Annotated in this window: 25 protein-coding genes; 12 read left to right on the forward strand and 13 right to left on the reverse strand. The window is 71.9% G+C overall.

The genetic code is table 11. The features are described from left to right. Positions 1 to 2: 2 nt before the first annotated feature. Both WD341_RS07460 and WD341_RS07465 read left to right on the forward strand, forming a co-directional pair. Complete coding sequence (locus tag WD341_RS07460; protein WP_368424809.1) at positions 3 to 2,813, forward strand: ATP-dependent DNA helicase; 2,811 nt, start codon at positions 3 to 5, stop codon at positions 2,811 to 2,813. Positions 2,814 to 2,989: 176 nt separating this feature from the next. Next, the gene (locus WD341_RS07465; RefSeq protein WP_368424810.1) at positions 2,990 to 3,535 is read left to right on the forward strand and encodes a PAS domain-containing protein; all 546 of its coding nucleotides are present in this window, start codon (positions 2,990 to 2,992) and stop codon (positions 3,533 to 3,535) included. Between the two features lie 38 nt (positions 3,536 to 3,573). Here WD341_RS07465 and WD341_RS07470 read toward each other — a convergent pair whose 3' ends face one another. The 3 genes from WD341_RS07470 to WD341_RS07480 all read right to left on the reverse strand — a co-directional run bounded on the left by WD341_RS07470 (position 3,574) and on the right by WD341_RS07480 (position 5,400). Further along, entirely contained in the window at positions 3,574 to 3,843 is a 270-nt protein-coding gene (locus tag WD341_RS07470; protein ID WP_368424811.1) for a hypothetical protein, read from the reverse strand. 98 nt (positions 3,844 to 3,941) lie between these two features. After that, positions 3,942 to 4,595, reverse strand: a complete 654-nt coding sequence (locus tag WD341_RS07475) for a polymer-forming cytoskeletal protein (protein WP_368424812.1) — start codon at positions 4,593 to 4,595, stop codon at positions 3,942 to 3,944. A 91-nt stretch (positions 4,596 to 4,686) separates the two neighbouring features. Continuing rightward, positions 4,687 to 5,400: an EI24 domain-containing protein gene (locus WD341_RS07480; protein ID WP_368424813.1), complete on the reverse strand. Its 714-nt coding sequence runs from the start codon at positions 5,398 to 5,400 to the stop codon at positions 4,687 to 4,689. Between the two features lie 104 nt (positions 5,401 to 5,504). Between WD341_RS07480 and WD341_RS07485 the strand changes: the two genes are divergently transcribed. Both WD341_RS07485 and typA read left to right on the forward strand, forming a co-directional pair. Beyond that, positions 5,505 to 6,497 (forward strand): adenosine kinase, encoded by a 993-nt coding sequence (locus WD341_RS07485; RefSeq protein WP_368424814.1) that lies wholly within the window; start codon positions 5,505 to 5,507, stop codon positions 6,495 to 6,497. A gap of 32 nt (positions 6,498 to 6,529) precedes the next feature. Next, positions 6,530 to 8,356 carry a translational GTPase TypA gene (gene typA / locus WD341_RS07490; protein ID WP_368424815.1) on the forward strand — a complete coding sequence of 609 codons (1,827 nt, stop codon included), beginning with the start codon at positions 6,530 to 6,532 and terminating at the stop codon, positions 8,354 to 8,356. 201 nt (positions 8,357 to 8,557) lie between these two features. On the opposite strand, the gene purD is transcribed toward typA, so the two are convergent. Continuing rightward, the gene (purD, locus tag WD341_RS07495) at positions 8,558 to 9,835 is read right to left on the reverse strand and encodes a phosphoribosylamine--glycine ligase (RefSeq protein WP_368424816.1); all 1,278 of its coding nucleotides are present in this window, start codon (positions 9,833 to 9,835) and stop codon (positions 8,558 to 8,560) included. A 93-nt stretch (positions 9,836 to 9,928) separates the two neighbouring features. On the opposite strand from purD, the gene xseA reads away from it, so the two are divergent. The 3 genes from xseA to WD341_RS07510 all read left to right on the forward strand — a co-directional run bounded on the left by xseA (position 9,929) and on the right by WD341_RS07510 (position 13,460). After that, entirely contained in the window at positions 9,929 to 11,419 is a 1,491-nt protein-coding gene (xseA, locus tag WD341_RS07500; RefSeq protein WP_368424817.1) for an exodeoxyribonuclease VII large subunit, read from the forward strand. A 198-nt stretch (positions 11,420 to 11,617) separates the two neighbouring features. Beyond that, positions 11,618 to 12,874: a hypothetical protein gene (locus WD341_RS07505; RefSeq protein ID WP_368424818.1), complete on the forward strand. Its 1,257-nt coding sequence runs from the start codon at positions 11,618 to 11,620 to the stop codon at positions 12,872 to 12,874. A gap of 10 nt (positions 12,875 to 12,884) precedes the next feature. Continuing rightward, on the forward strand, positions 12,885 to 13,460 hold the full coding sequence (locus WD341_RS07510; RefSeq protein ID WP_368424819.1) for a hemerythrin domain-containing protein: 576 nt from the start codon (positions 12,885 to 12,887) through the stop codon (positions 13,458 to 13,460). A gap of 78 nt (positions 13,461 to 13,538) precedes the next feature. Here the strand turns inward: WD341_RS07510 and WD341_RS07515 are convergent, their stop codons facing one another. The 6 genes from WD341_RS07515 to WD341_RS07540 form a co-directional block, all read right to left on the reverse strand. After that, positions 13,539 to 14,630 carry an ABC transporter ATP-binding protein gene (locus WD341_RS07515; protein ID WP_368424820.1) on the reverse strand — a complete coding sequence of 364 codons (1,092 nt, stop codon included), beginning with the start codon at positions 14,628 to 14,630 and terminating at the stop codon, positions 13,539 to 13,541. A 46-nt stretch (positions 14,631 to 14,676) separates the two neighbouring features. After that, a complete protein-coding gene (locus WD341_RS07520) occupies positions 14,677 to 15,486 on the reverse strand; it encodes an ABC transporter permease (protein WP_368424821.1) in 810 nt (269 codons plus the stop codon). A gap of 95 nt (positions 15,487 to 15,581) precedes the next feature. Continuing rightward, positions 15,582 to 16,505 (reverse strand): ABC transporter permease, encoded by a 924-nt coding sequence (locus WD341_RS07525; RefSeq protein WP_368424822.1) that lies wholly within the window; start codon positions 16,503 to 16,505, stop codon positions 15,582 to 15,584. A gap of 86 nt (positions 16,506 to 16,591) precedes the next feature. Continuing rightward, the gene (locus WD341_RS07530; RefSeq protein ID WP_368424823.1) at positions 16,592 to 17,683 is read right to left on the reverse strand and encodes a PotD/PotF family extracellular solute-binding protein; all 1,092 of its coding nucleotides are present in this window, start codon (positions 17,681 to 17,683) and stop codon (positions 16,592 to 16,594) included. A 162-nt stretch (positions 17,684 to 17,845) separates the two neighbouring features. After that, a complete protein-coding gene (locus WD341_RS07535) occupies positions 17,846 to 18,511 on the reverse strand; it encodes an HAD-IIIA family hydrolase (RefSeq protein WP_368424824.1) in 666 nt (221 codons plus the stop codon). Between the two features lie 32 nt (positions 18,512 to 18,543). Then, positions 18,544 to 19,332 (reverse strand): 3-hydroxybutyrate dehydrogenase, encoded by a 789-nt coding sequence (locus WD341_RS07540; RefSeq protein WP_368424825.1) that lies wholly within the window; start codon positions 19,330 to 19,332, stop codon positions 18,544 to 18,546. Positions 19,333 to 19,441: 109 nt separating this feature from the next. Here WD341_RS07540 and WD341_RS07545 point away from each other — a divergent pair, with 109 nt between their 5' ends. Further along, positions 19,442 to 19,645, forward strand: coding sequence for a hypothetical protein (locus WD341_RS07545; protein WP_368424826.1), 204 nt, complete (start codon positions 19,442 to 19,444; stop codon positions 19,643 to 19,645). 28 nt (positions 19,646 to 19,673) lie between these two features. On the opposite strand, the gene WD341_RS07550 is transcribed toward WD341_RS07545, so the two are convergent. Next, positions 19,674 to 19,856: a DUF1192 domain-containing protein gene (locus WD341_RS07550; protein WP_368424827.1), complete on the reverse strand. Its 183-nt coding sequence runs from the start codon at positions 19,854 to 19,856 to the stop codon at positions 19,674 to 19,676. A 120-nt stretch (positions 19,857 to 19,976) separates the two neighbouring features. Here WD341_RS07550 and WD341_RS07555 point away from each other — a divergent pair, with 120 nt between their 5' ends. Then, positions 19,977 to 20,948, forward strand: a complete 972-nt coding sequence (locus WD341_RS07555; protein WP_368424828.1) for an NAD(P)H-quinone oxidoreductase — start codon at positions 19,977 to 19,979, stop codon at positions 20,946 to 20,948. A 54-nt stretch (positions 20,949 to 21,002) separates the two neighbouring features. Here WD341_RS07555 and WD341_RS07560 read toward each other — a convergent pair whose 3' ends face one another. Next, positions 21,003 to 21,761, reverse strand: a complete 759-nt coding sequence (locus tag WD341_RS07560) for an SDR family NAD(P)-dependent oxidoreductase (RefSeq protein ID WP_368424829.1) — start codon at positions 21,759 to 21,761, stop codon at positions 21,003 to 21,005. 97 nt (positions 21,762 to 21,858) lie between these two features. Beyond that, positions 21,859 to 22,800 carry a diacylglycerol kinase family protein gene (locus WD341_RS07565; RefSeq protein WP_368424830.1) on the reverse strand — a complete coding sequence of 314 codons (942 nt, stop codon included), beginning with the start codon at positions 22,798 to 22,800 and terminating at the stop codon, positions 21,859 to 21,861. Positions 22,801 to 22,979: 179 nt separating this feature from the next. On the opposite strand from WD341_RS07565, the gene WD341_RS07570 reads away from it, so the two are divergent. From WD341_RS07570 to WD341_RS07580, 3 genes are all read left to right on the forward strand, one after another. Next, a complete protein-coding gene (locus WD341_RS07570) occupies positions 22,980 to 23,813 on the forward strand; it encodes a UDP-2,3-diacylglucosamine diphosphatase (protein ID WP_368424831.1) in 834 nt (277 codons plus the stop codon). Next, complete coding sequence (locus WD341_RS07575; protein WP_368424832.1) at positions 23,813 to 24,829, forward strand: glycosyltransferase family 4 protein; 1,017 nt, start codon at positions 23,813 to 23,815, stop codon at positions 24,827 to 24,829. Before WD341_RS07570 ends, WD341_RS07575 begins: the two co-directional genes overlap by 1 nt. 113 nt (positions 24,830 to 24,942) lie before the next feature. Next, complete coding sequence (locus WD341_RS07580; protein WP_368424833.1) at positions 24,943 to 26,787, forward strand: ABC transporter ATP-binding protein; 1,845 nt, start codon at positions 24,943 to 24,945, stop codon at positions 26,785 to 26,787. Positions 26,788 to 26,790: the final 3 nt, after the last annotated feature.

Genomic DNA, 26,790 nt, shown 5'->3' on the forward strand with positions numbered 1-26,790 from the left:
CCTTGACCAGCGACAGCGACGCCGCGGGCGGCCTCGTGCCGGCCCGGGCCGGGGCCGGCGGAGGTCCGGCGCCGGGCGCGGGGCCGCCACCGGAGCCGGTCGATGCCGGCCGCGGCCAGGCGCTCTGGCTGAGCAGCGACGGCGAGATCGAGATCCTCGATCCGCGCCGAGTGGCCGAGCGTGCCGCCGCCGAGCCGCCGCTGCTCTGCCACGCACCGGCGACGGCGCGGCGGCTCGGGCTGGAGCGTCTCGCCGGCTACGACCTGCTCGAGCTCTTCGCCTTCGTGCGGCCGGCCGCCTTCTGCGCGCCGACGCCCCGCGGCCTGGCGCTGGCCCTCGGCCTGGCGCCGCCGCAGGGGCTCGAGGAGCGGGCGCTGACCCTCGGGCTCGCCGCCAGCGCCCTGCTGCGCGAGATGGCGGCGCGCGGCTTCGAGGATCCCTCCGCCCGCGGCATCGCCTTCACCATGACGCGGGGCGGCTGGCTCTGGGGTCCGCCGCTGCTGCGCGCGCTCGGCGCCGCCCCCGCCGAGGCGGAGGCCCCGCGCGCCGGCCAGGGCTACGCGGTCTGGGAGCGCATGGGCGAGTGGAACGAGCACGCGCCGCCGGCGCAGCCCTCGGCCCACCCGGTCGAGCCGGCAGCGGCCCGGCGCCGGCTCGCCGAGCTGGTCGGCGAGGACGCCGAGATGCGGCCCCAGCAGGCCGACTACGCCGAGGCGATCGCCCGCGCCTTCGCGCCGCGCGAGCGCGAGGGCGCGCCCAACCTGGTGCTCGCCGAGGCGGGCACGGGCGTCGGCAAGACGCTCGGCTACATCGCGCCGGCCAGCCTGTGGGCCGAGCAGAACGAGGGCGCGGTCTGGCTGTCGACCTACACCCGCAACCTGCAGCGCCAGATCGACGACGAGCTGGCCCGGCTCTACCCGCAGCCGGCCGAGAAGCGGCGCCTGGTCGTGGTCCGTAAGGGGCGGGAGAACTACCTGTGCCTGCTGAACTACGCCGAGCAGGCGCGCGCCGTGGCACTGAAGGGCGGCGAGACCGCCATCGGCCTCGGCCTGATGGCGCGCTGGGCGGGCGCCACGCGCGACGGCGACATGGTCGGCGGCGACTTCCCGGGCTGGCTCGCCGACCTGATCGGGCGCGGCCGCTCGCTCGGCCTGACCGACCGGCGCGGCGAATGCGTCTTCTCGGCCTGCGAGTTCTACCGCAAGTGCTTCATCGAGAAGTCGGTGCGGCGGGCCAAGCAGGCGCGGCTGGTCGTCGCCAATCACGCGCTGGTCCTGATCCAGGCCGCGCTCGGCGGCGACGAGGACGGGCAGGTGCCGCAGCAGCTGGTCTTCGACGAGGGCCACCACCTGTTCGACGCCGCCGACAACGCCTTCGCCGCGCACCTGAGCGGCCGGGAGGCGACGGAGCTGCGGCGCTGGCTGCTCGGCGCCGAGGCCCGGCGCAGCGCCTCGGCCAGCCGCCTGCACGGCCTGAAGCGCCGGCTCGAGGATCTGGCGGCCGGCGACGCCAAGCTCGAGGAGGGGCTGGACCAGGCGCTGCGCGCGGCCCGGGCGCTGCCGGGCGAAGGCTGGGCCCAGCGCCTCGCCGGCGAGGGCGCCCAGGGACCGGCCGAGGCCTTCCTGGTCAAGGTCCGCCAGCAGGTCCTGGCGCGCGCGCAGAAGGCCGGCGAGGGCTACTCCCTGGAGTGCGAGACCGAGCCGCCGGTCGAGGGCCTGCTCGAGGCGGCCGGCCTGCTCGACGAGGCCCTGCAGCGCCTGCAGGCGCCGCTGGCGGCACTTCGCAAGCGCCTGCTCGCCAAGCTCGACCAGGAGGCCGAGTCCCTCGACAGCGAGACCCGGCGGCGCATCGAGGGCGCGGCGCGCAGCCTGGAGAAGCGCGCGCTGCTGCCGCTCGGCGCCTGGCGCGACATGCTGGCCAGCCTGGCCGAGGAGACGCCGCCGGCCTTCGTCGACTGGTTCGCGGTCGAGCGCATCGAGGGCCGCGAGATCGACGTCGGCTTCCGTCGCCACTGGCTCGACCCCGGCGAACCGCTGGCGCGCACCGTCCTGGCCCGGGTCCAGGGCGCCGTCGTGACCTCGGCGACCCTGACCGACCGCAGCGAGGACCCGGAGGCCGACTGGCGCACCGCCGAGCAGCGCAGCGGCGTTCCCTACCTGGCCGGGCCGGCGCTGCGCGTGCGCGTCGAGTCGCCCTTCGACTACCCGGCGCTGACCCGGGTCTTCGTGGTCACCGACGTCCGCAAGGACGACATGGCCCAGGTCGCCGCGGCCTTCCGCGAGCTGTTCCTGGCCGCCGGCGGCGGCGGCCTCGGCCTGTTCACCGCGATCTCGCGGCTGAAGGCGGTCCACGCCCGGATCGCCGCGCCGCTCGCCGCACAGGGCCTCGACCTCTACGCCCAGCACCTCGACGGCCTCGACGTCGCGACCCTGGTCGAGATCTTCCGCGCCGAGCCCGATTCCTGCCTGCTCGGCACCGACGCCGTGCGCGACGGCGTCGACGTGCCGGGCCGCGCCCTGCGCCTGATCGTCTTCGACCGCGTGCCCTGGCCGCGCCCCAGCCTGATCCACAAGGCACGGCGCGCCGGCGCCGGCGGGCGCGGCTACGACGACCGCCTGACCCGCATGAAGCTGCGCCAGGCCTTCGGCCGGCTGGTGCGGCGCGCCGACGACCGCGGTGTCTTCGTCCTGCTCGACCCGATGATGCCGACGCGCCTGGCCAGCGCCTTCCCGTCCGGCGTCCCGGTCGTGCGCCTCGGCCTCGCCGAGGCTATCGCCGAGACCGCCGCCTTCCTGCGGCCGCGCCGCGACTAACCGAGCCAAGGTCGGCAGGGGGTCGTCCGGAAAGGCGCGAAGGCCGTCAACGGAATCTCAACTGCGCCCGCGCTAGAATCGGCGGCCGCCGCAGGACCCCGGGATCCCGGGGCCGTTTCGCGCATTGACGCGGGACAAGCGGGCCTATGGGCGCCGACAGCGAGGAGAGCGACAGAGTGACCGATGGCAGAATGCGCGTGATGGGCGGCAGCCCGTCGGCGCGTGCCGCGGTCTCGCCGCTGCCGACGCCGCGCGGCGAGGTGCGGTTCGAGGCGAGCGCGCCGGAAGGCTGGCTGCTGGAGGCGCTCGGCTACTGGCGCCGCCAGCGCGGCGGGCGGCGCTGGCCCCGGCGTGCCGACATCGACCCCATCGACATTCCGGCCCTGCTGCCCGGCATCATCCTGCTCGACCTCGTCGGCGCGCCGCCGCGCTTCCGCAAGCGCCTGGTCGGCTCGGCGATCGTCGAGAAGGAAGGCGGCGACACGACCGGACGCTGGCTCGACGAATGCGTCAATCCCTCGATCCGCGAGGAGGTCCTGCGCCAGCACCGGGAGGCGGCCGAGGCGCCCGAGGGCAACTGCTACAGGGTCGCCTTCACCGGTGCCGACGGTAAGCTCTACAGCTACCAGCGGCTGCTGCTGCCGCTGTCGGGCGACGGGCAGCGCGTCGATATGCTGTTCGGCGGCGCCCGCTTCCTGCCGCCGGTCGCCGCACGGCGCTGACTCTTGAGCCCGCACGCTTGCCGGCCAAGGCCCGCCGCTCAGAGGCCGGTCAGGCAGTTGTCGACCGGCAGGCGGCGCGAGGCCGGGCTGCGCGCCTCGAGATGCACGACCGAGAGGCCGAGCGGCCGCTGCGAGCCGCCCTCGCGCTGGTGGTAGAGGTAGAAGTCGACGACGCAGCCGGTCGAGCGATACTGCCAGACCTCGGCCGGCGGCTCGCTGCGCCGCTGGGCCGGGGGCCCGAAGGCCTGCAGCAGCGCGTCGTCGCTGGCGCCGACGAGCTGCTCGGCCTGGTAGCGGCCGGCCCCCATCGCGTCGGCGTCGCCAGGACGTCCCGGCGAGCAGCCCGCAAGGGCCGCCAGGAGGATCCCCAGGCCGATTGCGTGCGCGCGCCGGATCATCGCACTCCTTAGTTGGCGGCGACCTCTGGCTTGGCCGTCGCCTGCTCCTTGTCGGACTCCCGCGGCGTCGTGCCCACCGGCGAGCCGAGCGGCGCGGAGTCGACCGCCTTGGGGCCGCTCGGCTTGGCCGAGTCGGCGCTGTTCAACTCCTCGATCGTGCCGCGCACGCGCCCGCCGCGCTGGATCTCCATCTCGGCGAAGCGCAGCGTGCCCTCGATCAGGCCGCTGCCGTGCAGGCTCAGAACCTCGCGCACCGTCAGCTCGCCCTCGAAGGTGCCGCTGATCTCGGCGCGGTCGACGATCGCGCGGCCCTTGAACAGGCCGCTCTCGGCGACCACCAGATCCTGCGCGCCGCTCAGGTCGGCCTCGACCTGGCCCTCGACGACCAGCTTCTCGCAGGCGGTGATCTCGCCGGACAGGCGGATGCCCTTGCCGACGGTCAGCTTCTTGCCTTCGGTTTCCTCGGTATGCTTGCTGGGCACGGATCGGCTCTCCTGTGTCGGCCGTCGCAGGGGCTCGCGGATCGGCGGCGTCGGCTGGCGCTCGAGCACGGCCGCCGCGTCGGGGCGGCTGCTGCGCACGGCGCCGGCTTCCCGCGTCGTGGTCTCGGCAGGGCTGTCGTTTCGGTCGTCCCCGGAACCGCTCTTGCGTCGTCCGAACATCGATTGTCATCCCTTCTCTGGTCGAATACTTCGAAAGCCGACCGCGCCGCCAGAGCTTTCCGGTCTTCGCCGGACATTTTACGAGCCGTGCTCAGCCCCGTCTACGCAGCTTCTCGAAGCGGTGCAGCATGAAGGCCGTCGCCACGATCGGCGTGACGATGTTGACCAGTGGCAGCGTCAATAATAAGGCAACGACGACCCCGCTTGCAAAGGTCGAACCGCCGTGCCGCTTTCTCAGCGTGCGGGATTCCTCCGGCAGGAGGCGGCGCGCTGCCACCAGTTCGAAGTATTCGCGACCGAACAGGTAGCCGTTCAATCCATAATAGAGCAGGAGGTTGGCCGGCGCCAAGAAGATCAGCAGCAAGTAGAGCGGTAGGATCAGGAGGTTGAGCCCGACGGTGACGGCCGCGAAGCGCAGGCCGTCGCCGATCTGCTCCAGCAGCGGCGGCTCGCGCGCCGGCGGCAGGCCGGGATAGTGGCGGGCCTCGACCGCGCGGCAGACGTCGTCGAGCAGGAACGACAGGGTCGTCGCGACGATCGCCGGGAACAGGAAGAAGCTGACCAGGATCAGGGCGCTGATCCAGGCGAGGCCGAACAGCAGCTCGACGACCCACAGCAGCAGGCCCTCGACGCCCAGCCCCTTGACCCAGGCGACGACGGAGTCGCCCGCCCAGGACAGGCCGAGGCCGGCCAGGACCCAGAGCGCGACGAAGGTCAGCAGGGAAAAGAACAGGGCCCGCCAGAGCACGCCGCGCGCGGCGGGGTCCGACAGCTGGCCGAAGGCCCTGGCGAGATCCGAGAGCATCGGGCAAAGCCATAGCGCGCCGCTTGCTGCAACGCAAAAGATGAAATCTTCATGCCAAGCTGCTATAGGGCCCGCCAATTCCGAAACAGCAGCGGAGAGAGCCCATGCAGCCGGGCAGCCTGGATGTCGTCGGCATCGGCAACGCCATCGTCGACGTCCTGACCCACGCCGAGGAGTCCTTCCTCGGCGCACAGTCGCTCGAGAAGGGCTCGATGACCCTGATCGACACGGCGCGTGCCGAGGCGCTCTACGCCGCCATGGGGCCGGCCGTCGAGAGCTCCGGCGGCTCGGCCGCCAACACCATGGCCGGCCTCGCCTCGCTGGGCGCCAGCGGCGGCTTCATCGGCAAGGTCCGCGACGATCAGCTCGGCGGCATCTTCCGCCACGACATCACCACGGGCGGGACGCTCTACCGCGTCGCGCCGGCGACCGAGGGCGAGCCGACCGCGCGCTGCCTGATCTTCGTGACGCCCGACGCCCAGCGCACCATGGCGACCTACCTCGGCACCTCGATCACCTTCGGGCCCGAGGACCTCGACCTGGAGCTGGTGCGCGCCGGCCGGGTGCTCTACCTCGAGGGCTACCTGTGGGACGCGCCACCGGCGAAGGAGGCCTTCCTGAAGGCCGCCGAGGCGGCGCGCGGCGTCGGCGCCAAGATCGCGCTCAGCCTGTCCGACGCCTTCTGCGTCGAACGCCACCGCGAGTCCTTCCGCGAGCTGGTCGACGGTCACGTCGACATCCTCTTCGCCAACGAGACCGAGATCCGGGCGCTCTACGAGACCGACGACTTCGACGCGGCAGCCGCGGCGGTGCGCGGCCACTGCGAGGTCGCGGCGCTGACCCGCAGCGAGCGGGGCTCGCTGGTGCTGGCGGACGGCGAGGCCCATCCGGTCGATGCCATGAGCCTCGGCCCCCTGGTCGATTCCACCGGGGCCGGCGACGCCTACGCCGCCGGCTTCCTCTACGGCTACAGCCGCAAGCTCGACCCGGCGACCTGCGGGCGCTACGGGTCCCTGGCAGCGGGCGAAGTCATCACCCATATGGGTCCACGACCCGAGCGTTCGCTCGCCGAGCTGGCCCGAGACAGGCTCGGCTGACCGCCGCCGGCCCCCAGACCGAAGGAAAATCCATGCGCGCCGATCTGCGCAACCTGGCGATCATCGCCCACGTCGACCACGGCAAGACCACCCTGGTCGACCAGCTGCTCCGGCAGTCCGGTGCCCTGCGCGCCAACCAGCAGATGGCCGAGCGCGCCATGGACTCCAACGACCTGGAGCGCGAGCGCGGCATCACCATCCTGGCCAAGTGCACCTCCGTCGAGTGGAAGGGCGTGCGGCTCAACATCGTCGACACGCCCGGCCACGCCGACTTCGGCGGCGAGGTCGAGCGCATCCTCTCGATGGTCGACGGCGTGCTGCTGCTCGTCGACGCCGCCGAGGGGCCGATGCCGCAGACCAAGTTCGTCACCATGAAGGCCCTGGCCCACGGCCTGAAGCCGATCGTGGTGATCAACAAGGCCGACAAGGCCGAGGCCCGGCCCTACGAGGTCCAGGACGAGGTCTTCGACCTGTTCGGCGCCCTCGACGCCAGCGACGAGCAGCTCGACTTCCCGACGCTCTTCGCCTCGGCCAAGCAGGGCTGGGCGATCGCCGAGCCGGACGCGCCGCGCGAGAACATGGACGCGCTGTTCGACATGATCGTCGCGCGGGTGCCGGCGCCGGCGACCGAGGAAGGGCCGTTCCGGATGCTGGCGACGACCCTGGAGGCCGATCCCTTCCTGGGCCGCATCCTGACCGGGCGCATCCTCTCCGGCACGGCGCGCATGAACTCGACGGTCAAGTCGATGAACCGCCACGGCAAGGAGCTGGAGCGCGCGCGCCTGACCAAGCTGCTGGCCTTCCGCGGCCTCGAGCGGGTCGCCGTCGAGGAAGCCTCGGCCGGCGACATCGTCGCCATCGCCGGGCTCGCGCATACCACGGTCGCCGACACCATCTGCGACCTCTCGGCCGATGCCGCGATTCCCTCGCAGCCGATCGACCCGCCGACCCTGGCCATGACCTTCCAGGTCAACGACTCGCCCTTCGCCGGCCGCGAGGGCGACAAGGTGACCAGCCGCATGATCCGCGCCCGCCTGCTGCGCGAGGCCGAGGGCAACGTCGCGATCCGCATCTCCGAGACCGCCGACAAGGACGCCTTCGAGGTCGCCGGCCGCGGCGAGCTGCAGCTCGGCGTGCTGATCGAGAACATGCGCCGCGAGGGCTACGAGCTGTCGATCAGCCGGCCGCGGGTGCTGTTCAAGACCGAGAACGGCCAGCGCCTGGAGCCGATCGAGGAGGTCCAGGTCGACGTCGACGAGGAGTTCACCGGCGTCGTCGTCGAGAAGATGAGCCAGCGCAAGGCGGAGCTGCAGGAGATGCGGCCCTCGGGCGGCGGCAAGCAGCGGCTGGTGTTCCACGCGCCGGCGCGCGGCCTGATCGGCTACCACGGCGAGTTCCTGACCGACACCCGCGGCACCGGCATCATGTTCCGGCTGTTCCACGCCTACGCGCCCTACAAGGGCCCGATCCCGGGGCGGCGCAACGGCGTGCTGATCTCCAATGCGACGGGCGACGTGGTGGCCTACGCCCTGTGGAACCTCGAGGAGCGCGGCCAGATCTTCGTCGAGCCGGGCACGCCGGTCTACGAGGGCATGATCATCGGCGAGCACAGCCGCGGCAACGACCTGGAGGTCAATCCGCTGAAGGCCAAGCAGCTGACCAACATGCGTGCCTCCGGCAAGGACGAGGCGGTGCGCCTGACGCCGCCGCGGCGCTTCGCCCTGGAGCAGGCCCTGGCCTACATCGAGGACGAGGAGCTGGTCGAGGTCACGCCGACCTCGATCCGCCTGCGCAAGCGCCTGCTCGACCCGCACGACCGCAAGAAGGAGCTGCGCCGCCGCGACGCCGAGGCCGGCTGAGCCGCTTGGCGGCTCCGCCGGGCGCTCCCACGCCCTTCGACAGGCTCAGGGCGAAGCGGGCTTTTGGCCTGGATCCCGAACTGGCATCGTCCCGAGCGCAGGGCGAAGCATGCATTCGCCCTGAATTCCGCTTCGTCCCGAGCCTGTCGAGGGACGTGACGGCGCCGGCGAGGGACGTGACGGCGCCGACCCGGCCCGCTCCTACCCCTCCAGGGCGCGCCAGCCGATGTCGTGGCGGCAGAAGCCCTCCGCCCAGTCGATCCGCTCGACGGCCTGGTAGGCGCGCGAGCGGGCCTCGGCCAGCGTCGCGCCGAGCGCGGCGACCGAGAGCACGCGGCCGCCGCTGGCGGTCAGGGCGCCGCCCGCCGAGCGCGCGGTGCCGGCGTGGAAGATCGTCACCGCCTCGACCTGCGCCGCCTGCTCGAGGCCGCGGATCTCGCTGCCCGTCGCGTACGATCCCGGATAGCCCTTCGTGGCCAGCACGACGACCAGCGCCGGCGCCTCGTGCCAGCGCAGGTCGAAGGCGCCGAGCTGGCCGTCGGCGGCGGCGACCAGCGCCGGCAGCAGGTCGCTCCTGAGGCGCAGCAGCAGCGCCTGGCACTCGGGATCGCCGAAGCGGACGTTGTGCTCCAGCAGCTTCGGCGCGCCGTCGGGCGAGATCATCAGGCCGGCGAAGAGCACGCCCTTGAAGGGCGTGCCCTCGGCCTTCATGGCGGCGACCGTCGGCTCGACGATCTCGGCCATGACCCGGGCCTGCAGCGCCGGCGTCAGGGCCGGCGCCGGCGAGTAGGCGCCCATGCCGCCGGTGTTCGGCCCGCGGTCGCCGTCGAAGGCGCGCTTGTGGTCCTGGGCCGAGGCCAGGGGCAGGGCCCGCTCGCCGTCGCAGAGCGCGAAGAAGGAGACCTCCTCGCCCGCCAGAAAGGCCTCGACGACGACCTCCTCGCCGGCCGTGCCGAAGCGGCCGGCGACCAGCGCCTCCTCGATCGCGCGCTCGGCCTCCTCCAGGGTCTCGGCGACGGTGACGCCCTTGCCGGCGGCCAGGCCGTCGGCCTTGACCACGAGCGGCGCCCCCAGCTCGCGGGCGAAGACCTTGGCGGCCTGGGGATCGACGAAGCGGCCGTAGCGCGCGGTCGGGATGCCGTGGCGTGCGCAGAGGTCCTTCATGAAGCCCTTGGAGCCCTCCAGGCGGGCCGCCGCAGCGCTCGGCCCGAAGGCCCGGATGCCCTCGGACTCCAGGCGGTCGACCAGGCCGAGCACCAGCGGCCCCTCGGGCCCGACGACGACCAGGTCGGGGCGCTGCTCGCACGCGAAGGCGACCAGGCCGTCGACGTCGTCGGCGGCGATGGCGAGGCACTCGGCCTCCTCGGCGATGCCGGCGTTGCCCGGCGCGCACCACAGCTTCTCGCAGAGCGGCGAGCCGGCGATCGCCCAGCACAGCGCATGCTCGCGTCCTCCGCTCCCGACCACCAGGATTCTCATCCGGACCCTCTCCGCTCCTGCCTGTCAGCTCCTCCCGACGCCGCGGCTTTGCCCGGCGCGGCGGCTCTTGTAGCATAGGCCCCCAGCAGACCCATGACCGATCTCGACCTCCCCCTCCCCGACGCCGGCCCCGGCAACCTGCCCGAGCTCTCGGTCTCCGAGGTCAGCCGGGCGATCAAGCGCACGCTCGAGGACCGCTTCGAGCGGGTGCGCGTGCGCGGCGAGATCTCGGGCTTCAAGCGGGCCGCCTCGGGCCACCTCTACCTTTGCCTGAAGGACGCGGAGGCGGCGCTCGACGCGGTCTGCTGGAAGGGCACGGCGGGACGCCTGCAGCTGCGTCCCGAGGACGGCATGGAGGTCATCGCCACCGGGCGCATCACGACCTTCCCGGGCCGCTCCAAGTACCAGCTGGTCATCGACAGCCTGGAGCTGGCCGGCGAGGGCGCGCTGCTGAAGCTGCTCGACGACCGGCGCCGCAAGCTGGCCGAGGAGGGCCTGTTCGACGCCGAGCGCAAGCGGCCCCTGCCCTACCTGCCGAGCGTCATCGGCGTCGTCACCTCGCCGACCGGCGCGGTGATCCGGGACATCCTGCACCGCCTCGCCGACCGCTTCCCGCGCCACGTCCTGGTCTGGCCGGTATTGGTCCAGGGTGAGGGCGCCGCCGAGCAGATCGCCAGGGCGATCCGCGGCTTCAACGCGCTTGCCGCCGACGGCGCCGTGCCGCGCCCGGACCTGCTGATCGTGGCGCGCGGCGGCGGCTCGCTGGAGGACCTCTGGGCCTTCAACGAGGAAGTCGTGGTGCGCGCCGCCGCCGAATCGGCGATCCCGCTGATCTCGGCGGTCGGGCACGAGACCGACACGACCCTGATCGACTTCGCCTCGGACCGCCGGGCGCCGACGCCGACCGCGGCCGCCGAGATCGCGGTGCCGGTGCGCGGCGAGCTGGTCGCGACCCTGCTCGAGCTGGAGCACCGCAAGCTCGGCGCGGCGCAGCGCCTGATGACCGAGCGCCGCACCGCGGTCGAGAGCCTGGGCCGCGGCCTGCCCGACCCGGTGCGCCTGCTCGGCGAGAAGAGCCAGGCCCTGGACGAGCGGAGCGAGCGCCTCGCCCTCGCCTGGCGCGGCTTCCTGCAGCAGCGCGCCGCGCGGGCGAGCGAGCTGGGCGCGCACCTGCCGCATCCGCGCCAGCAGATCGCCTTCGCCCAGCGCGGCATCGGCGAGCTGGCGGCGCGCCTCGCCGGCCTCGGCCCGCGGATGACGCTCCCGGCGCGCCGCGCGCTGGCCGAAGTCGAGGCCGGGCGCCGCCTGCCGCTCTGCGCCAAGCGGATGACCGAGAAGGCCGGCGACGCGCTGGAGGCCTGGAGCGCGCGCCTGGAGACGGTCTCCTACGAGAAGACCCTGATACGCGGCTTCGCCGTGGTTCGCGACGCTAGCGGCCACGTCGTCGCGCGCGCCGACCAGGTCTCGCCCGGCGAGGCCCTGGAGATCCAGTTCGCAGATGCCCGCAGGGACGTCGTCGCCGGGGGCGGCGCGCCCCGGCGCAAGGCGACTCCGCCGGCGCCCAAGCAGCCCGACCTCTTCTAGCCTGCGGCGCCCGCACGCCGGGCTCGGCCTTGCGGCACCTTGCCCCCGAGGAGAGCCGCGCGAGACCTTCGTCTTGTCTTGGACGACAGTCGTTATAAGAAGTGAATACTTCCGAGTCGACCGGACAAGCAAGGAACCATCGCCGACCGATTCCGTTTGGCGACTCACGAACGACCCCCCGGAATCAGGAGAGCACCGATGGTTTTCAACCCCCTTCAGGAGAAGGGCATCCCCCTCGAGAAGCAGCTGCGCAACTGGAGCGAGCTGAACGTCAAGCCCTATGACAAGGAAACGGTTCACCCCTACAGCCGCTGCCGCGGCATCGCCGCCAACGGCGTCGAGGTCGAGGCGATGATGTTCTCGCACCAGATGGCGCGCAACACCATCGACCCGAAGATCAAGCAGCAGCTGGCCATGGTGCGGCGCGTCGAGGCGCAGCAGCAGAAGGCGATCAACTGGCTGATCCCCGGCGACGAATCGACGCTCGAGGTGACGATCGGCTACGAGCAGGTGGCGGTCGACCTGACCTCCTGCATCGCCAAGCTGGAGCCCGATCCCTACCTGCGCCAGGTCTACGAGTTCGGCCTGCTCGAGGACTTCGACCACCTCTACCGCTACGCCAACCTCTACGACCTGCTCGACGGCAGGCGCGCCGAGAAGCTGGTCGGCGAGCTGACGGAGATCATGCCGGGCCGGCCGACGATCTTCGAGCACCGCCACCCGCACGACGAGATCCGCCGGCCGATGACGGCGCTGGCCGCCGACCCGCAGTCGATCCTCAACGCCATGATGGTGATGTCTGCCGAGCAGCAGACGATGAACTTCTACAACACCATCGGCAATCGCTTCCAGGAGCCGCTGGCCCGCGGCCTCTACCTCGAGATCGCCGAAATCGAGGAGCAGCACGTCAGCCACTACGAGTCGATCCTCGACCCCAGCTGCACCTGGATCGAGAACCTGCTCCTGCACGAGCTCACCGAGTGCTGGATGTACTACTCCTTCATGGAGGAGGAGCCGGATCCGCGGGTCAAGGCGCTCTACGAGACCCACCTGGCGATGGAGATCGAGCATCTCCAGATCGCCGCCGAGCTGATGCGCACGGTCGAGAAGCGCGATCCGGAGCAGCTGCTGCCGAAGTCGCTGAAGCCGAACCTGACGTTCAAGGAGAACAAGGCCTACGTCCGCGAGGTGCTGGCCAAGCAGGTCGACCTGACCGCCGACGGCGCCGACTTCGTCCCGATCACCGACCTGCCCTCCGGCCACCGCTACTTCGACTACCAGCGCGCGGTGAACGGCGATCAGGTGCCGAGCGAGCAGGTCATCGAGGAGATGCGTGGCAAGGGCCGCGAGTACCGGCTGGAGACCGAGGGCCCGCACCCGGTCGAGGCGCTGCGTCTCGATGAGGACGGGCGCAAGGGCTCCAAGCTGGCCTATCACGAGGTCGCGGCGGAATAGGAGGATGGCGATGAGCCCGAGCAAGACGTCCCACGAGGCCTCGCAGTCGGACCCGATCTCGCCTGCCGCCGCGCTGATGGCGGGCAAGAAGGTGGCGCCCGACGCGACGCTGCTGCTGGAGCAGGAGCACCGCGAGGTCGAGGGCTACTTCGCCGCCTACGAGGCGGCGTCGGACAAGAAGGTCAAGCTGCGCCTGATCGAGCGCATCTGCCTCGACCTCCAGGCGCACACGACCCTGGAGAAGGAGATCCTCTACCCGGTCGCCCGCGAGGCGACCGGCGAGGACGCGCTCCTCGACCACGCCGAGGAGGAGCACGCCGAGGCCAAGGAGATGGTCACCGAGCTGCTCGCCGCCGCCAAGGCGGGCAAGACGCCGGACCAGCTGGTGACCAAGCTGCGCAAGGCGGTCGAGGAGCATGTCGAGGAGGAGGAGCAGAAGCTCTTTCCGGAGCTGCGCGAGGCCGACCTCGACCTCTACGCCCTCGGACGGCGCCTCGCGGCGCGGCGGCCCGAGGTCTTCGGCAAGCTGACCGGCAAGCCGGTGCCGCCGCAGCCGGAGTTCAAGGACTACGACGGCCGGATGTAGCGCCGGCGGGACGGCCGGGGCGGCAGGATCGCCCCGGCTACCCCCTTGCTCTGCGCCGCCACGGCCCGGCGCTCGCCGCTATTCCCCCAGCACCAGGAAGTCCTGTGGGTTCCAGGCGGCCCAGAGGGTTTCGCCCTTGACGAAGTAGGGTTCGGCGGCGCGGTCCGCGTTCTGCACCGTGGCGTTCAGGGCCGGCCCGTCCTCGAGCTCCAGGAAGACGTAGGAGACGTCGCCGTAGTAGGCGACCTGCGCCACCGTGCCGCGCCGGGCGACGCTGCCCGCCGGCGGCGCCGCGCGCGTCAGCTCGACCTTCTCCGGGCGCACCGCGATGCCGATCGCCTCGCCGCTGGCCGGCGTCCCCGGCTCAGCCGGCAGCTCGATGCGGCCGAGCCCCTCGACCTCGACGGCGAGGACGGTGCCGTCGTTGGCCGCGACCCGGCCCTCGAAGAGATTCATCTTGCCGATGAAGTCGGCGACGAAGCGGCCGCTGGGGTACTCGTAGAGCGTCTGCGGGTCGGCGACCTGGCGGACGTGGCCGTCCTGCATGACGGCGATGCGGTCGGCCATCGACAGGGCCTCGTCCTGGTCGTGGGTGACGATCACGAAGGTGATGCCGACGCTGTGCTGCAGGCGCACCAGCTCCAGCTGCATGGCCTCGCGCAGCTTGGCGTCGAGCGCCGAGAGCGGCTCGTCGAGCAGCAGCACCTTCGGCCGCTTGACCAGGGCCCGGGCCAGGGCGACGCGCTGGCGCTGGCCGCCCGAGAGCTGGTCCGGCCTGCGCGCGCCGTAGTCCTCGAGCTGAACCATGGCCAGCGCCTCCCTGACCCGCGGCGCGATCTCGCCGCGCGCCGTGCCGACCACCTTGAGGCCGTAGGCGACGTTGTCGAAGACCGTCATGTGGGGGAAGACGGCGTAGGACTGGAAGACCATGTTGACCGGCCGGCGGTTGGGCTGGACGCCGGTCATGTCCTGGCCGTCGATCAGGATGCGCCCCTCGCTCGGCTGCTCGAAGCCGGCGAGCATGCGCAGCAGGGTGGTCTTGCCGCAGCCCGAGGGACCGAGCAGGGCGAAGAACTCGCCGGCGCGGATCTCGAGATCGACCGAGTCGACCGCCGCGACCGCGCCGAAGCGCTTGGTCACACCTTGGATCGAGATGATGGCCTCGGACATCGGCGGGCTCTCTTCCTGGCGATCGCGCGGGGTGGGGCCGGCCCGCTCAGGCGGGCTTGGTCGGGGTCTGCAGGCGCATGGCGACGACGGTGGCGACGACGGTGATGACGATCAGGACGGTCGAGGCGGCGTTGACCTCCGGCGTCACCGAGAAGCGCACCATGGAGAAGATCTTGACCGGCAGGGTGATGGTGTCCGGGCCGGCGGTGAAGAAGGTGATGACGAAGTCGTCGAGCGACAGGGTGAAGGCGATCAGGGCGCCGGCGATCAGGCCCGGCTTCAGGTGCGGCACGACGATGTCGATCAGGGTGCGCCACTCGGTCGCGCCGAGATCCTTGGCGGCGTCCTCGAGCTCGCGGTTGAAGCCGGCGAGGCGCGCTCGGACGATGACCGCCACGAAGGGGAAGGAGAAGGCGACGTGGGCGATCGTGATGTTGGTCAGGCTGAGCGGCCAGGGCAGGTTGTTGGGCCAGCCGATCCAGGCGAAGAAGGCCATCATCGCGACCCCCATGCAGATCTCGGGGATCACGATCGGCAGCGCCACGGCGCCCTCGTAGAGCGGCCGGCCCGGGAAGCGGAAGCGCCAGAGCAGCAGCGCCGTCAGCGTTCCCAGGACGACGCTGAGCAGGGTGCTCGCCACCGCGATGGTCAGCGAATTGGCGAAGGCCGTCAGCAGGCTGTCGTTGCTGGCCGCCTTGACGTACCAGTCGGTGGTGAAGCTGACCCAGACGATGTTGCGCCGCGAGGAGTTGAAGCTGTAGGCGACCAGCACGACGATCGGCGCGTAAAGGAACAGGAAGGTCAGCGCGAGGATCAGGCGCATCCACCAGCGCCGGCCGTAGTCGAGTGGCCCCATCGCGGAATCGCGGCGGAGTCCGAGGCGCAAGGCCCGTGCGAGGCGGCCGATACGAAGGGGCTGGACGGCCGGGGTCGAGCGGTCGGCCATGGCGCTCAGGCGTCCAGCGCGCCGGCGCCGCGGCGCCCGGCGACCAGCGCGCGCAGGGCGAGCGCGAAGAAGGTCGCGTACATCAGCAGGAAGGACAGCGCCGCGCCGAAGGGCCAGTCGTTGGCGCTCTTGAACTGCCGCTCGATGACGTTGCCGATCATCTGGCTGTCGGTGCCGCCCAGCAGGTCGGGGATGAAGAAGGCGCCGAGCGCCGGGATGAAGACGATGACGATGCCCGAGAGCGCGCCCTGCCAGGTCAGCGGGAAGACCACCGAGCGGAAGGTCCGCCAGTGCCCGGCGCCCAGGTCCAGGCTGGCCTCCAGATAGGCGCGGTCGAGCTTCTCGATGTTGGCGTAGAGCGGCAGCACCATGAAGGGGAAGAAGGCGTAGACGATGCCGGCGACGACGGCGACGTTGTTGTAGAGCAGGTTCATCGGCACGAAGCGCTCGCCGAGCAGGTTGAGTTCGCCCAGGCCGATCAGCGCGAGCAGCCAGTTGGCCAGGTTCCACAGGTCCTCGTAGGCGAAGTTGACGTAGCCGCGGCTCCGGAAGACGGCGATCAGCGCGTAGGTGCGGATCAGGATGTTGATCCAGAACGGCAGGATGACCAGCAGCAGCAGCCAGGGCTTGGCCCGCTCGGAGGCGAAGGCGATGGCGAAGGCGACCGGGTAGCCGACGAGGAGGCAGATCAGGGTCGCGGCGCCGGCGAGCAGGAGCGACTTCCAGAGGATCTGGAGATAGATCGGCTCGAGCGCGCGCAGGTAGTTGTCGAGCGTGAAGGTCAGCTCGGTGTCGATGATGCCGCGCTTCTCCGAGAAGGAGTAGCCCCAGACCAGGGTCAGCGGCACCAGGAAGAAGCAGACGAGCCAGAAGCTGGGCGGCAGCGAGAAGGCCCAGAAGACCAGGGGATGCTTGCGCCAGTTTTCCATCGAGCCGCCGGCTGCGCCCTATCGGGAAGGCTGGTCGGGGCGGGCCGCTCGCGGCCCGCCCCCCCCCCCCCCCGCGAATCGGGCCGTCAGCCTGCCATGACTCGGGTCCAGGCCTCCTCGTAGAGCCGCTGCGCGTCCTCGCCCAGGTAGATCTGCGGCTCGCAGCGCGCGATCGTCTCGTCGGTCGGGAAGATCGCCGGATTGTCGTTGTACTCGGGGCCGAGCAGCTCGCGCGCCGCCTGGTTGGCCGTCGCGTACTGGATGTAGTCGGCGATCGCCGCGCCCGGCTCGGGCGCCAGGATGTAGTTGATGAAGGCGTGGGCGTTGTCCGGGTGCGGCGCGTCCTTCGGAATGCACAGCGTGTCCTGCCAGAGCAGAGAGCCCTCGTCCGGCACGACGTAGCTGACGTCGGGGTCCTCGGCCATGATCTGCAGGATGTCGCCGTTCCACTCGACGGTCAGGTCGACCTCGCCGGAGAGCAGCAGGTCCTGGCCGTTGTCCTCCGCGAAGACCTTGACGTTCGGCTTCTGGCGGATCAGCAGCTCCTCGGCCGCCTTGATCTCCGCGGGATCGGTCGTGTTCATCGAGTACCCGAGATACTTGGCGGCCATGCCGAGCATCGTGCGGCTCTCGCTGAGCAGGGCGATGCGGCCGGCGTGGGCGTCGCTCTCGAGCACCGCGCTCCAGCTGCTCGGCACGCCGTCGACCGCCGACTTGCGGTAGCCGATGCCCATGGTGCCCCACATGTAGGGCATCGAGTACTCGCGGCCCGGGTCGAAGGCGGCGTCCCGGAAGGCCGGAGCGACATTGCTGAAGTTCGGGATCTTCGAGTGATCGAGCTTCTGCAGCAGGCCCGCGAGGATCAGGCGCTCGCAGTAGTCGTTGGTCGGCACGATCACGTCGAAGCCGGGATTGCCCTCCTTGAAGCGGGCGAAGAGCTCGTCGTTGTCGGCGAAGAGACTCATCGAGACGTCGATGCCGGAGACCTCCTTGAAGTCTTCCAGCGTCGTCTCGCCGATGTAGGTGTCCCAGTTGTAGAAGTTGACCTTCGGCTCCTCCTGGGCCTTCGCCCCCTTGGGCAGGCCCGCGAAGGTGAGGCCGACGGCGGCGGCACCGGTCAGGAACCGGCGGCGCGACAGCGCCTCGATGAGCGTTCGTCCGGGGTGCTGGCGACGCATGTCAATCTCCCTGCTGCCTGGAATGGAGGTGGTCGGTCCTTGTTCTCCCCGCCCGTGCGGCTCCCCACCGCCGGACGCGGGCTTGCCGCCATTGTTCTCGACCGGCCACCTTCTGCGCAAGTCCGTTGCGGTGCAACGACCTGCGAGCGGCCGGTGCGCCCGTCAGCCCCCGCCGTAGCCGAGCGGAAGCCGCTCCGCGGCCCCGATCAGGTCGTCGGCCGTCAGCACCCGGAAGCCGGGCGCGGCGAGGTCCAGCGCCCGGGCGCGCTCGCCGGCCGCCGCGCCGTGACCGGTCAGGACGTGCAGGCCGCCGGCCAGGCCGGCGCGGCGGCCGGCCTCGAGGTCGAGCGCCCGGTCGCCGACGATCCAGCCCGCCGCCGGCTCGAGCGCCAGCAGCGCGCCGGCGCGCAGGAGCATGCCGGGATTCGGCTTGCGCGCCGGATGGTCGGGGTGGCGGTAGCGGCCGAGGCCCTCGGGGTGGTGCGGACAGGCCAGGACCAGGTCGAAGGGCTCGGGTGCGCCGGCCGCGGCGAGCTGGCGCTCGATCTCGGCCTGGGTTGCCGCGAAGGCCGGCCAGCCGTAGCGGCCGCGGCCGACGCCCGACTGGTTGCTGACCAGCACCACGGCCCAGCCGGCGGCGCGCGCCGCGCGGCACAGCGCGGCGGCGCCGGGCGCGACCCGCACCTCGGCCGGCCGGTGCAGGTAGCCGACCTCCTCGACGACGACGCCGTCGCGGTCCAGGAACAGCGCCCGCCCCGACGCCGGCCGCGAGCCGGGCTCACGGAGCCGGCGGCGCTCGCACCACAGGCCGTCGGGCTGCTCGCCCATCCGCCGCGCCCGCTCCCCGCCGCCGGCGGCGCCTACTGGGCGGTCCAGCCGCCGTCGATCGGCAGCGCGGCGCCGGTGATGCGCTCGGCGGCCGGCGAGCAGAGGAAGACCGCGAAGGCGCCGATCTGCTCGGGCGTCACCGGCTCGCCGCTCGGCATCTTCTCGCCGATCAGCTTCTCCCGGGCGGCCGCCGCGGTCAGGCTCTCGCGCTCGGCCAGGGCGTCGATCTGCTTCTGGACCAGGGGCGTCAGCACCCAGCCCGGGCAGATCGCGTTGGCGGTGATGCCGTCGCGCGCGGTCTCCAGGGCCGTCACCTTGGTCAGGCCGACGATGCCGTGCTTGGCCGCGACGTAGGCCGATTTCTGCACCGAGGCGACCAGGCCGTGCGCCGAGGCGACGTTGAGAATGCGGCCCCAGCCGCGGCGCTTCATCGCCGGCAGGGCATGGTGGGTGGTGTGGAAGGCGCTCGAGAGGTTGATCGCGATCACCGCGTCCCAGCGCTCGGCCGGGAAGTCCTCGAGGTTGGCGGTATGCTGGATGCCGGCATTGTTGACCAGGATGTCGACCGCGCCGAACTCGGCCTCGGCCTTCTTCATCATGGTTTCGATCGCCGCCGGCCGGCTCATGTCGGCGCCGTCGTAGACGACCTTGACTCCGTGCTCCTCGGCCAGGCCGGTCTTGAGCCGGGCGATCGCGGCCTCCTCGCCGAAGCCGTTGAGGACGATGTCGGCGCCCTGGGCGGCCAGGGCGCGCGCGATGGCTTCGCCGATGCCGCTGGTCGAGCCGGTGACCAGGGCGGTCTTGCCGGAAAGGTCGGTCATGCTATGGATCCCTGCGAGTGGAGGAAGGGGTGCGGAGGACGGCCCTCCAATCTGGCGCCTTCGCGACGAAGCCGCCAGGGGCACGCCCTGCAGGAAACACCAAGGACCGATGGACACCTGGCTCGCCTGGACGATCGTGATCTGCGGCTGGCTGCTGCCCCTGCTCGACGTGGCGGCCTCGCGCCGCAGCGGGTCCTGGGCGCCGCCGCCCGGCGGCCGCTGCCCCTTCGGGCCGCGCGTCGGCTGGCTCGTCGTCGTGCTGCTCGGCGGCCCGCTCGGCTGGCTGCTGTACAGGAAACGGCGACCCGCCTGACGCGCGGCGCGCCAGCCTCGGGGTAGCCCTAGAGCTTGAACAGCGCGGCGGCGGCGGACTTGTAGTCGGTCTTGCCGGCGATCTTGGCGCGCACGCGCTCGGCCTCGGTCTCCAGCTCGGCGAGATAGTCCGCGAGCTCCTCGACGCCCATCAGGTCGAGGTCCTTGGGCTTGGCGATCGCCTTGCGCGGCTCCAGGTCCAACGGGTCCATGGCGCAGTCCTCCCTCGCGCTGCAATGGCCTTCCATATTAGACAGCCGGCAGCAGAACGAAAGGAGCGAGCCTTGGCCCAGTCCCCGCACCAGTCCCCGCCCAAGTCCCCACCGGAGAGCATGACCGCCATCGAGATCCTCGGGCCGGGCGGGCCCGAGGTCCTGAAGCCCGCCACGCGGCCGGTGCCGCGCCCGGGGCGCGGCGAGGTCCTGCTGCGCGTCGCCGCCGCCGGCGTCAACCGGCCCGACGTGCTGCAGCGCAAGGGCGGCTACGCGCCGCCGCCCGGCGCCTCGGACATTCCCGGCCTGGAGCTCGCCGGCGAGGTCGTGGCGCTCGGCGAGGGCGTCGAGACCTGGCAGGTCGGCGACGCGGTCTGCGCGCTGGTCGCCGGCGGCGGCTATGCCGAGTACGCCGTCGCGCCGGCCGCCCAGTGCCTGCCGGTGCCGCGCGGTCTGACCCCGGTCGAGGCGGCGGCCCTGCCGGAGACCTTCTTCACGGTCTGGAGCAACGTCTTCGACCGCGGCGGCCTGAGGCAGGGCGAGCGCTTCCTGGTGCACGGCGGCTCCAGCGGCATCGGCACCACGGCGATCCAGCTTGCCGTCGCCTTCGGCGCCCGCGTCTTCGCGACCGCCGGCAGCGCCGAGAAGTGCGCGGCCTGCGAGGCGCTGGGCGCCGAGCGCGCGATCAACTACCGCGAGGAGGACTTCGTCGAGGTCGTCGAGCAGGCGGCCGGCGGCTGCGACCTGATCCTCGACATGGTCGGCGGCGCCTACATCCCGCGCGACGTCGCGCTGCTGTCGCCCGACGGCCGCCTGGTCTTCATCGCCTTCCTCGGCGGCCCCAAGGTCGAGCTCAACTTCTCCCAGGTCATGGTCAAGCGCCTGACCCTGACCGGCTCGACGCTGCGGCCGCGCGACGTCGCCTTCAAGGCGGCGATCGCCGCCAGCCTGCAGGCCCGCGTCTGGCCGCTGCTGGAGGCCGGCACGGTCAAGCCGGTGATCCACCGCACCTTCCCGCTGGCCGAGGCGGCGGCCGCCCACGCCCTGATGGAATCGAGCGCCCACATCGGCAAGATCGTGCTGACGACCTGAGGGCGGCTTGAACGCCGGCCGCGCGGCCGGCGCTTGGGCATCCGCCCGAACTCGCTACTGCATGCGCATGCCGCCGTCGAGGCGGATGGTGTCGTTGCTCAGCATGACGTTGCCGACGATGGTCATGACGATCTGGGCGAACTCGGCCGGCGTGCCGAAGCGCTTGGGGAAGGGCGTCTGCTGGGCCAGGGTGTCCTGGACCTCCTGGGGCATGTTGAGCAGCAGCGGCGTGCCGATCAGGCCCGGCGCGACGGTCATGACGCGCACCCCGAAGCGCGCCAGCTCGCGCGCCGCCGGGGTCATCATGCCGATGATGCCGGCCTTGGAGGCGGCGTAGGCGGCTTGCCCGACCTGGCCCTCGAAGGCGGCGATCGAGGCGGTCGAGACGATGACGCCGCGCTCGCCATCCTCGTTGAGCGGCTCGGCCGCGGTCATCTCGGCGGCGGCGAGGCGCAGCAGGTTGAAGCTGCCGATCAGGTTGACCTCGACGACCTTCCGGAAGGCCTCGAGGGGCATGGCGCCCTCCTTGCCGACGATCCGCTTGGCCGGTGCGATGCCGGCGCAGTTGACCAGCACCCGGCAGGGTCCGTGGGCCTTGGCGGCCTCGGCGACGGCGGCCTCGGCGGCGGCGGCGTCCGAGACGTCGCAGGCCAGGCCGAGGCCGCCGATCTCGCCGGCGACCGCCTTGGCGGCCTCGCCGTTGAGGTCGAGCAGCGCGACTTTGGCGCCGGCGGCCGCGAGCGCGCGCCCGACCTCGGCGCCCATGCCCGATCCGCCGCCCGTGACGATCGCACCCAAGCCCTTGACGTCCATCTTCCCGGTCTCCTCGCTGTCGGAATGGCCGGCGCGATATAGCAGAGGTGCCGGGGGCGGGCCAGCGGCCGGCAGGCCACGGGCGTCAGGCTGGGCATCAAGCCGGCGGAAACACCAGGTCGAGGGCGTCCGGAAGCACGCGGATCACGCCCGGCAGGGAGGCGACGATGTCGCCGTCGCCCTGGATCGGATCCTCGACCGGCCCCTGGATCGCGATGCGGCGGCCGGTGACGACGCGGTAGTCGGGCAGGCGCGGCAGCAGGCCCAGCAGCATGGCCAGGGCGTAGCGGGCTGCATGGAGGCGCCCGGGCCGCTCGAACAGGCAGACCTCCAGGCTCGGCGCCTCGAGCCCGGCGGCCGGCGCCAGCACGTAGCGGCCGCCGTAGAAGTGCGCGTTGCAGGCGACCGCCGAGGCGGCGGCGTAGATCTCCTCGTCGATCGCCACGCGGTAGCGCGGGAAGTCGTAGACGGCGAGCTGGCGCAGGGTCTGGACGACATAGGCGAGCTTGCCCAGGCGCTTCTTGAGCCGCCCGTCGACCCGGGCGACGACCCGGGCGTCGAAGCCGACGCCGGCCATCAGGCAGAAGGCGCGGCCGTTCGCCTCGCCCAGCGCCACCGGTCGGGCGACGCCCTCCAGGATCGCCCGGGCGACCGCCGCGGGCCGGGTCGACAGCCCGATCTCCGCGGCCAGCACGTTGGCGGTGCCGAGCGGCAGGATCGCCAGCGGCAGGCCGCGGCCGCCGGCCCGGTTGGCCAGCAGGCCGTTGATCGCCTCGTTGACCGTGCCGTCTCCGCCGGCGACGACCAGCCGGTCGCAGGCGCCGCGGCCGAGCGCCGCCGCGAAGTCCTCGGCATCGCCGCGCCGGCCGGTCTCCAGCACCTCAAGCTCGGCGCCCGCCGCTGCCAGCCGTTCCAGGACGGACTCGTAGCGCCGGCGGCGGGCGCCGCCGGCGGTCGGGTTGTGGATGATGCTCAGGCGGTTCGGCCGCTCGGCGGCGCCGCTGTCGAGCAGGTCGGGGTGGGCAACGTTCCGGTCCATACCGGATGAATACTTGGGGTAGGAAGCATTGCGGTTATGTTTCTACTATATGAATATTTAATTGTTCTAGAGATCGCCGATGGTGCGGCGCGACTGGTCTTGATAGGGCTGCCACTGGAGAGTCCTGAGTCGCTTCCCCGGCCGCCTCGGCCGGATCGCGACGGCGACGGGAAGGCTGCATGCAGGCGACGATCCAGCAGGGACGCTACAGGGCTATCTTCCTGTCCGACATCCACCTCGGCACGCGCGGCTGCAAGGCCGAGTTCCTGCTGGACTTCCTGCGCCTCAACGAGGCCGAGACGATCTACCTGGTCGGCGACATCTTCGACGGCTGGCGCCTGAAGAAGTCCTGGTACTGGCCCCAGGCGCACAACGACGTCGTCCAGAAGCTGCTGCGCAAGGCGCGCAAGGGGGCCCGGCTGATCTACGTGCCGGGCAACCACGACGAGGTGCTGCGCGGCTACACCGGCCAGCACTTCGGCGGCGTCGAGGTGGTGTCGGAGGCGATCCACGAGACCGCCGACGGCCGCCGCATGCTGGTGCTGCACGGCGACGCCTTCGACGGCATCGTCAAGTACGCACGCTGGCTCGCCCTGCTCGGCGACTCGGCCTATAACCTGGCGCTGGCGCTGAACCACTGGTTCAACCTCGCGCGCCGCCGCCTCGGCTTCGGCTACTGGTCGATGTCGGCCTGGCTCAAAGGCCGGGTCAAGAACGCCGTCCAGTTCATCGACCGCTACGAGGAGGCGGTCGCCGAGGAAGCGCGGCGGCGCGGCGTCGACGGCGTCATCTGCGGCCACATCCACAAGGCCGAGCAGCGCCGGATCGGCGAGATCCTCTACATCAACGACGGCGACTGGGTGGAGAGCTGCACCGCGCTGGTCGAGCACTTCGACGGCCGCTTCGAGATCCTCTACTGGGCCGAGCTGCGCAACTTCTCGATGCTGCGCGCGGGCGGCGACGAGGCGGGCGGCGACGAGCTGGGCGGCGACGAGCTGGGCGCCGCCGCCTGATGCGCATCCTGCTCGCCACCGACGCCTGGACGCCGCAGATCAACGGCGTCGTGCGCACCCTCGGCCGGGTCGGCGAGGAGCTGAGGGCGCTGGGCCACACGGTCGAGGTGATCGAGCCCGGCCGCTTCCGGACCATCGCCTGCCCGACCTACCCTGAGATCCGCCTGGCGGTCAGGCCCCGGGCCGGCGCGCGCCGCCTCCTCGATGCCTTCCGGCCGGAGGCCGTGCACATCGCCACCGAAGGCCCGATCGGCTGGGCGGTGCGCAGCCTCTGCCTCGGCCGCGGCCTGCCCTTCACGACCAGCTACCACACCCGCTTTCCCGAGTACCTGGCGGCGCGGATACCGGTGCCGCTGGCGCTCGGCTACGCCGTGATGCGCCGCTTCCACCGGCCCTCGAAGGGGGTGATGGTGGCGACGCCGACGCTGCTGGGCGAGCTCGAAGGCCGCGGCTTCTCCAACCTCAAGGCCTGGTCGCGCGGCGTCGACACCGAGCTCTTCAAGCCGCGCAACGATCCCGCTCTCGACCTGCCCCGCCCGGTCTACCTCTACGTCGGCCGGGTCTCGGTCGAGAAGAACCTGGAGGCCTTCCTGCGCCTCGACCTCACGCCCGGCACCAAGCTGGTGGTCGGCGACGGCCCGCAGCTCGCCGAGCTGCGGCGGCGCTTTCCCGAGACCCGCTTCGCCGGCGCCAGGCAGGGCGAGGAGCTGGCCCGCCACTACGCCTCGGCCGACGTCTTCGTCTTCCCGAGCCGCACCGACACCTTCGGGCTGGTCATGCTGGAAGCCCTGGCCAGCGGCCTGCCGGTCGCCGCCTTCCCGGTCCCCGGCCCGCTTGACGTAGTCGACGGCCACGGCATCGGGATGCTCGACGAGGACCTCGCCTACGCTGCCGGGCGCGCCCTGGCGATCCCGCCGGAGCGCTGCCGGGCCCACGCCCTGAAGCACTCCTGGCGCGCCTGCGCCGAGCAGTTCCTGGGCAACCTGCACCCGATCGCCGGTCCCCCGCCGGCCTGAGACCACTCCCTGCGGCAGCGCGCCCGAGCGCCCTTTGCTTGGTTCTCCGGGAGCCGCCATGCTAGACGACGCCCTCGCGTGCGAAGGCGCGCAGCAGAGGGTATGCCGGACTCGTGGGCGAGAAGCGCAAGGCCAAGGTGCAGTGGGACGAGTCGACCAAGGCGCTGGTCGGCCGCCTCTGGCGCGAGCACATCCACCGCTACCGCGGGCGGATCGCCGTGGCGGTCGTCTTCATGGCCCTGGTCGCGGCCTGCACCGGCGCCATGGCGCAGCTGATGGAGCCGATCATCAGCCATGTCTTCTCCGAGCAGGACTCCGACCTGCTCTGGGGCATCGCCGGCGCGGCGCTGGTCGTCTTCACGGTGCGCGGCTTCGCGGCCTACGGCGAGGCGGTGCTGATGAGCCAGGTCGGCTTCCGCGTCGTCGCCGACCTGCGCCAGCGCCTCTACGACCGCCTGATCCGCGCCGACGTCGCCTTCTTCAACGTCATGCCCCCGGGCCAGCTCGGCTCGCGCTTCGTCAACGACGTCCAGCAGCTGCAGAACACCGTCTCCAACGTCTTCACCGGCCTCGGCCGCGACCTGCTGACCGCCCTCGCCCTGGTCGCCGTGATGTTCTACCAGAACTGGGTGCTGGCGCTGATCGCCTTCCTCGCCTTCCCGACGGCGATCCTGCCGGTGCTGCGCATCGGCAGGCGCATGCGCCGCGTCTCGGGCAGCACCCAGCACCAGGTCGGCCTGCTCTCGATCCTGCTCGACGAGACCTTCCACGGCGCCCGCCACGTCAAGGCCTACGGCATGGAGGGCTACGAGTCGGACCGCGCCCGCGAGCGCATCGACGAGGTCTACGCCCTGCAGGTCCGGGGCAGCCGGGTGCGCAACGTGACCCAGCCGCTGCTCGAGGTGCTGGGCGGCCTGGCGGTGATCGGCGTCATCCTCTACGGCGGCAACATGGTGATCGCCGGGACCCAGGGCCCCGGCTCCTTCGCCGCCTTCATCACCGCCGTGCTGCTCGCCTTCGAGCCGGCCAAGCGGGTCGCCAAGCTCAACAACAACCTGCAGGAAGGCCTGGCGGCGGCGCAACGGGTCTTCGAGCTGATCGACTACCAGCCCCAGGTCGTCGACCGCCACGGCGCCGAGGCGCTCGAGCTCGAGGGCGGGTCGGTGCGGCTGGAGGGCGTCGGCTTCGCCTACGAGGGCACCTCGGAGGCCGCGCTCGACGGCCTCGACCTGGAGGCCCGCGCCGGCCAGACCGTGGCGCTGGTCGGACCCTCGGGCGCCGGCAAGTCGACCGTGCTCAACCTGATCCCGCGCTTCTACGACGTAACGGCGGGCCGGGTCCTGGTCGACGGCCAGGACGTGCGCGACGTGACCCTCACCTCCCTGCGCGAGGCCGTCGCCTACGTCAGCCAGGAGGTCATGCTGTTCGACGATACGGTGCGCGCCAACATCGCCTACGGCCGCCAGGACGCGGGCGAGGAGGCGCTGGTCGAGGCCGCGCGGGCCGCCGGCGCCGACGGCTTCATCCGCGAGCTGCCCCAGGGCTACGACACCCAGGTCGGGCCGCGCGGCAGCAAGCTCTCCGGCGGCCAGCGCCAGCGCATCGCGATCGCCCGGGCGATGCTGAAGGACGCCCCGATCCTGCTGCTCGACGAGGCAACCTCGGCGCTGGACAGCGAGAGCGAGCGCCACGTCCAGCAGGCGCTCGCCCGCCTCAAGCAGGGCCGCACCACCCTGGTCATCGCGCACCGCCTGTCGACCGTGGTCGACGCCGACCTGATCTACGTGCTGGAGCGCGGACGCGTCGTCGAGAGCGGCAGCCACGCCGACCTGCTCGCCAGGAACGGCGCCTACGCCCGGCTCTACGCCCTGCAGTTCGCCGACGAGTCCCAGCCGGGATCCCAGCCAGGACCGGTACCGCCGGCGGCGCGGAGCTCGGTCGCCGCCACCGGCGGCTAGCGG

Source organism: Tistlia sp., from assembly GCF_040905785.1.
GTDB lineage: Bacteria > Pseudomonadota > Alphaproteobacteria > Kiloniellales > DSM-21159 > Tistlia.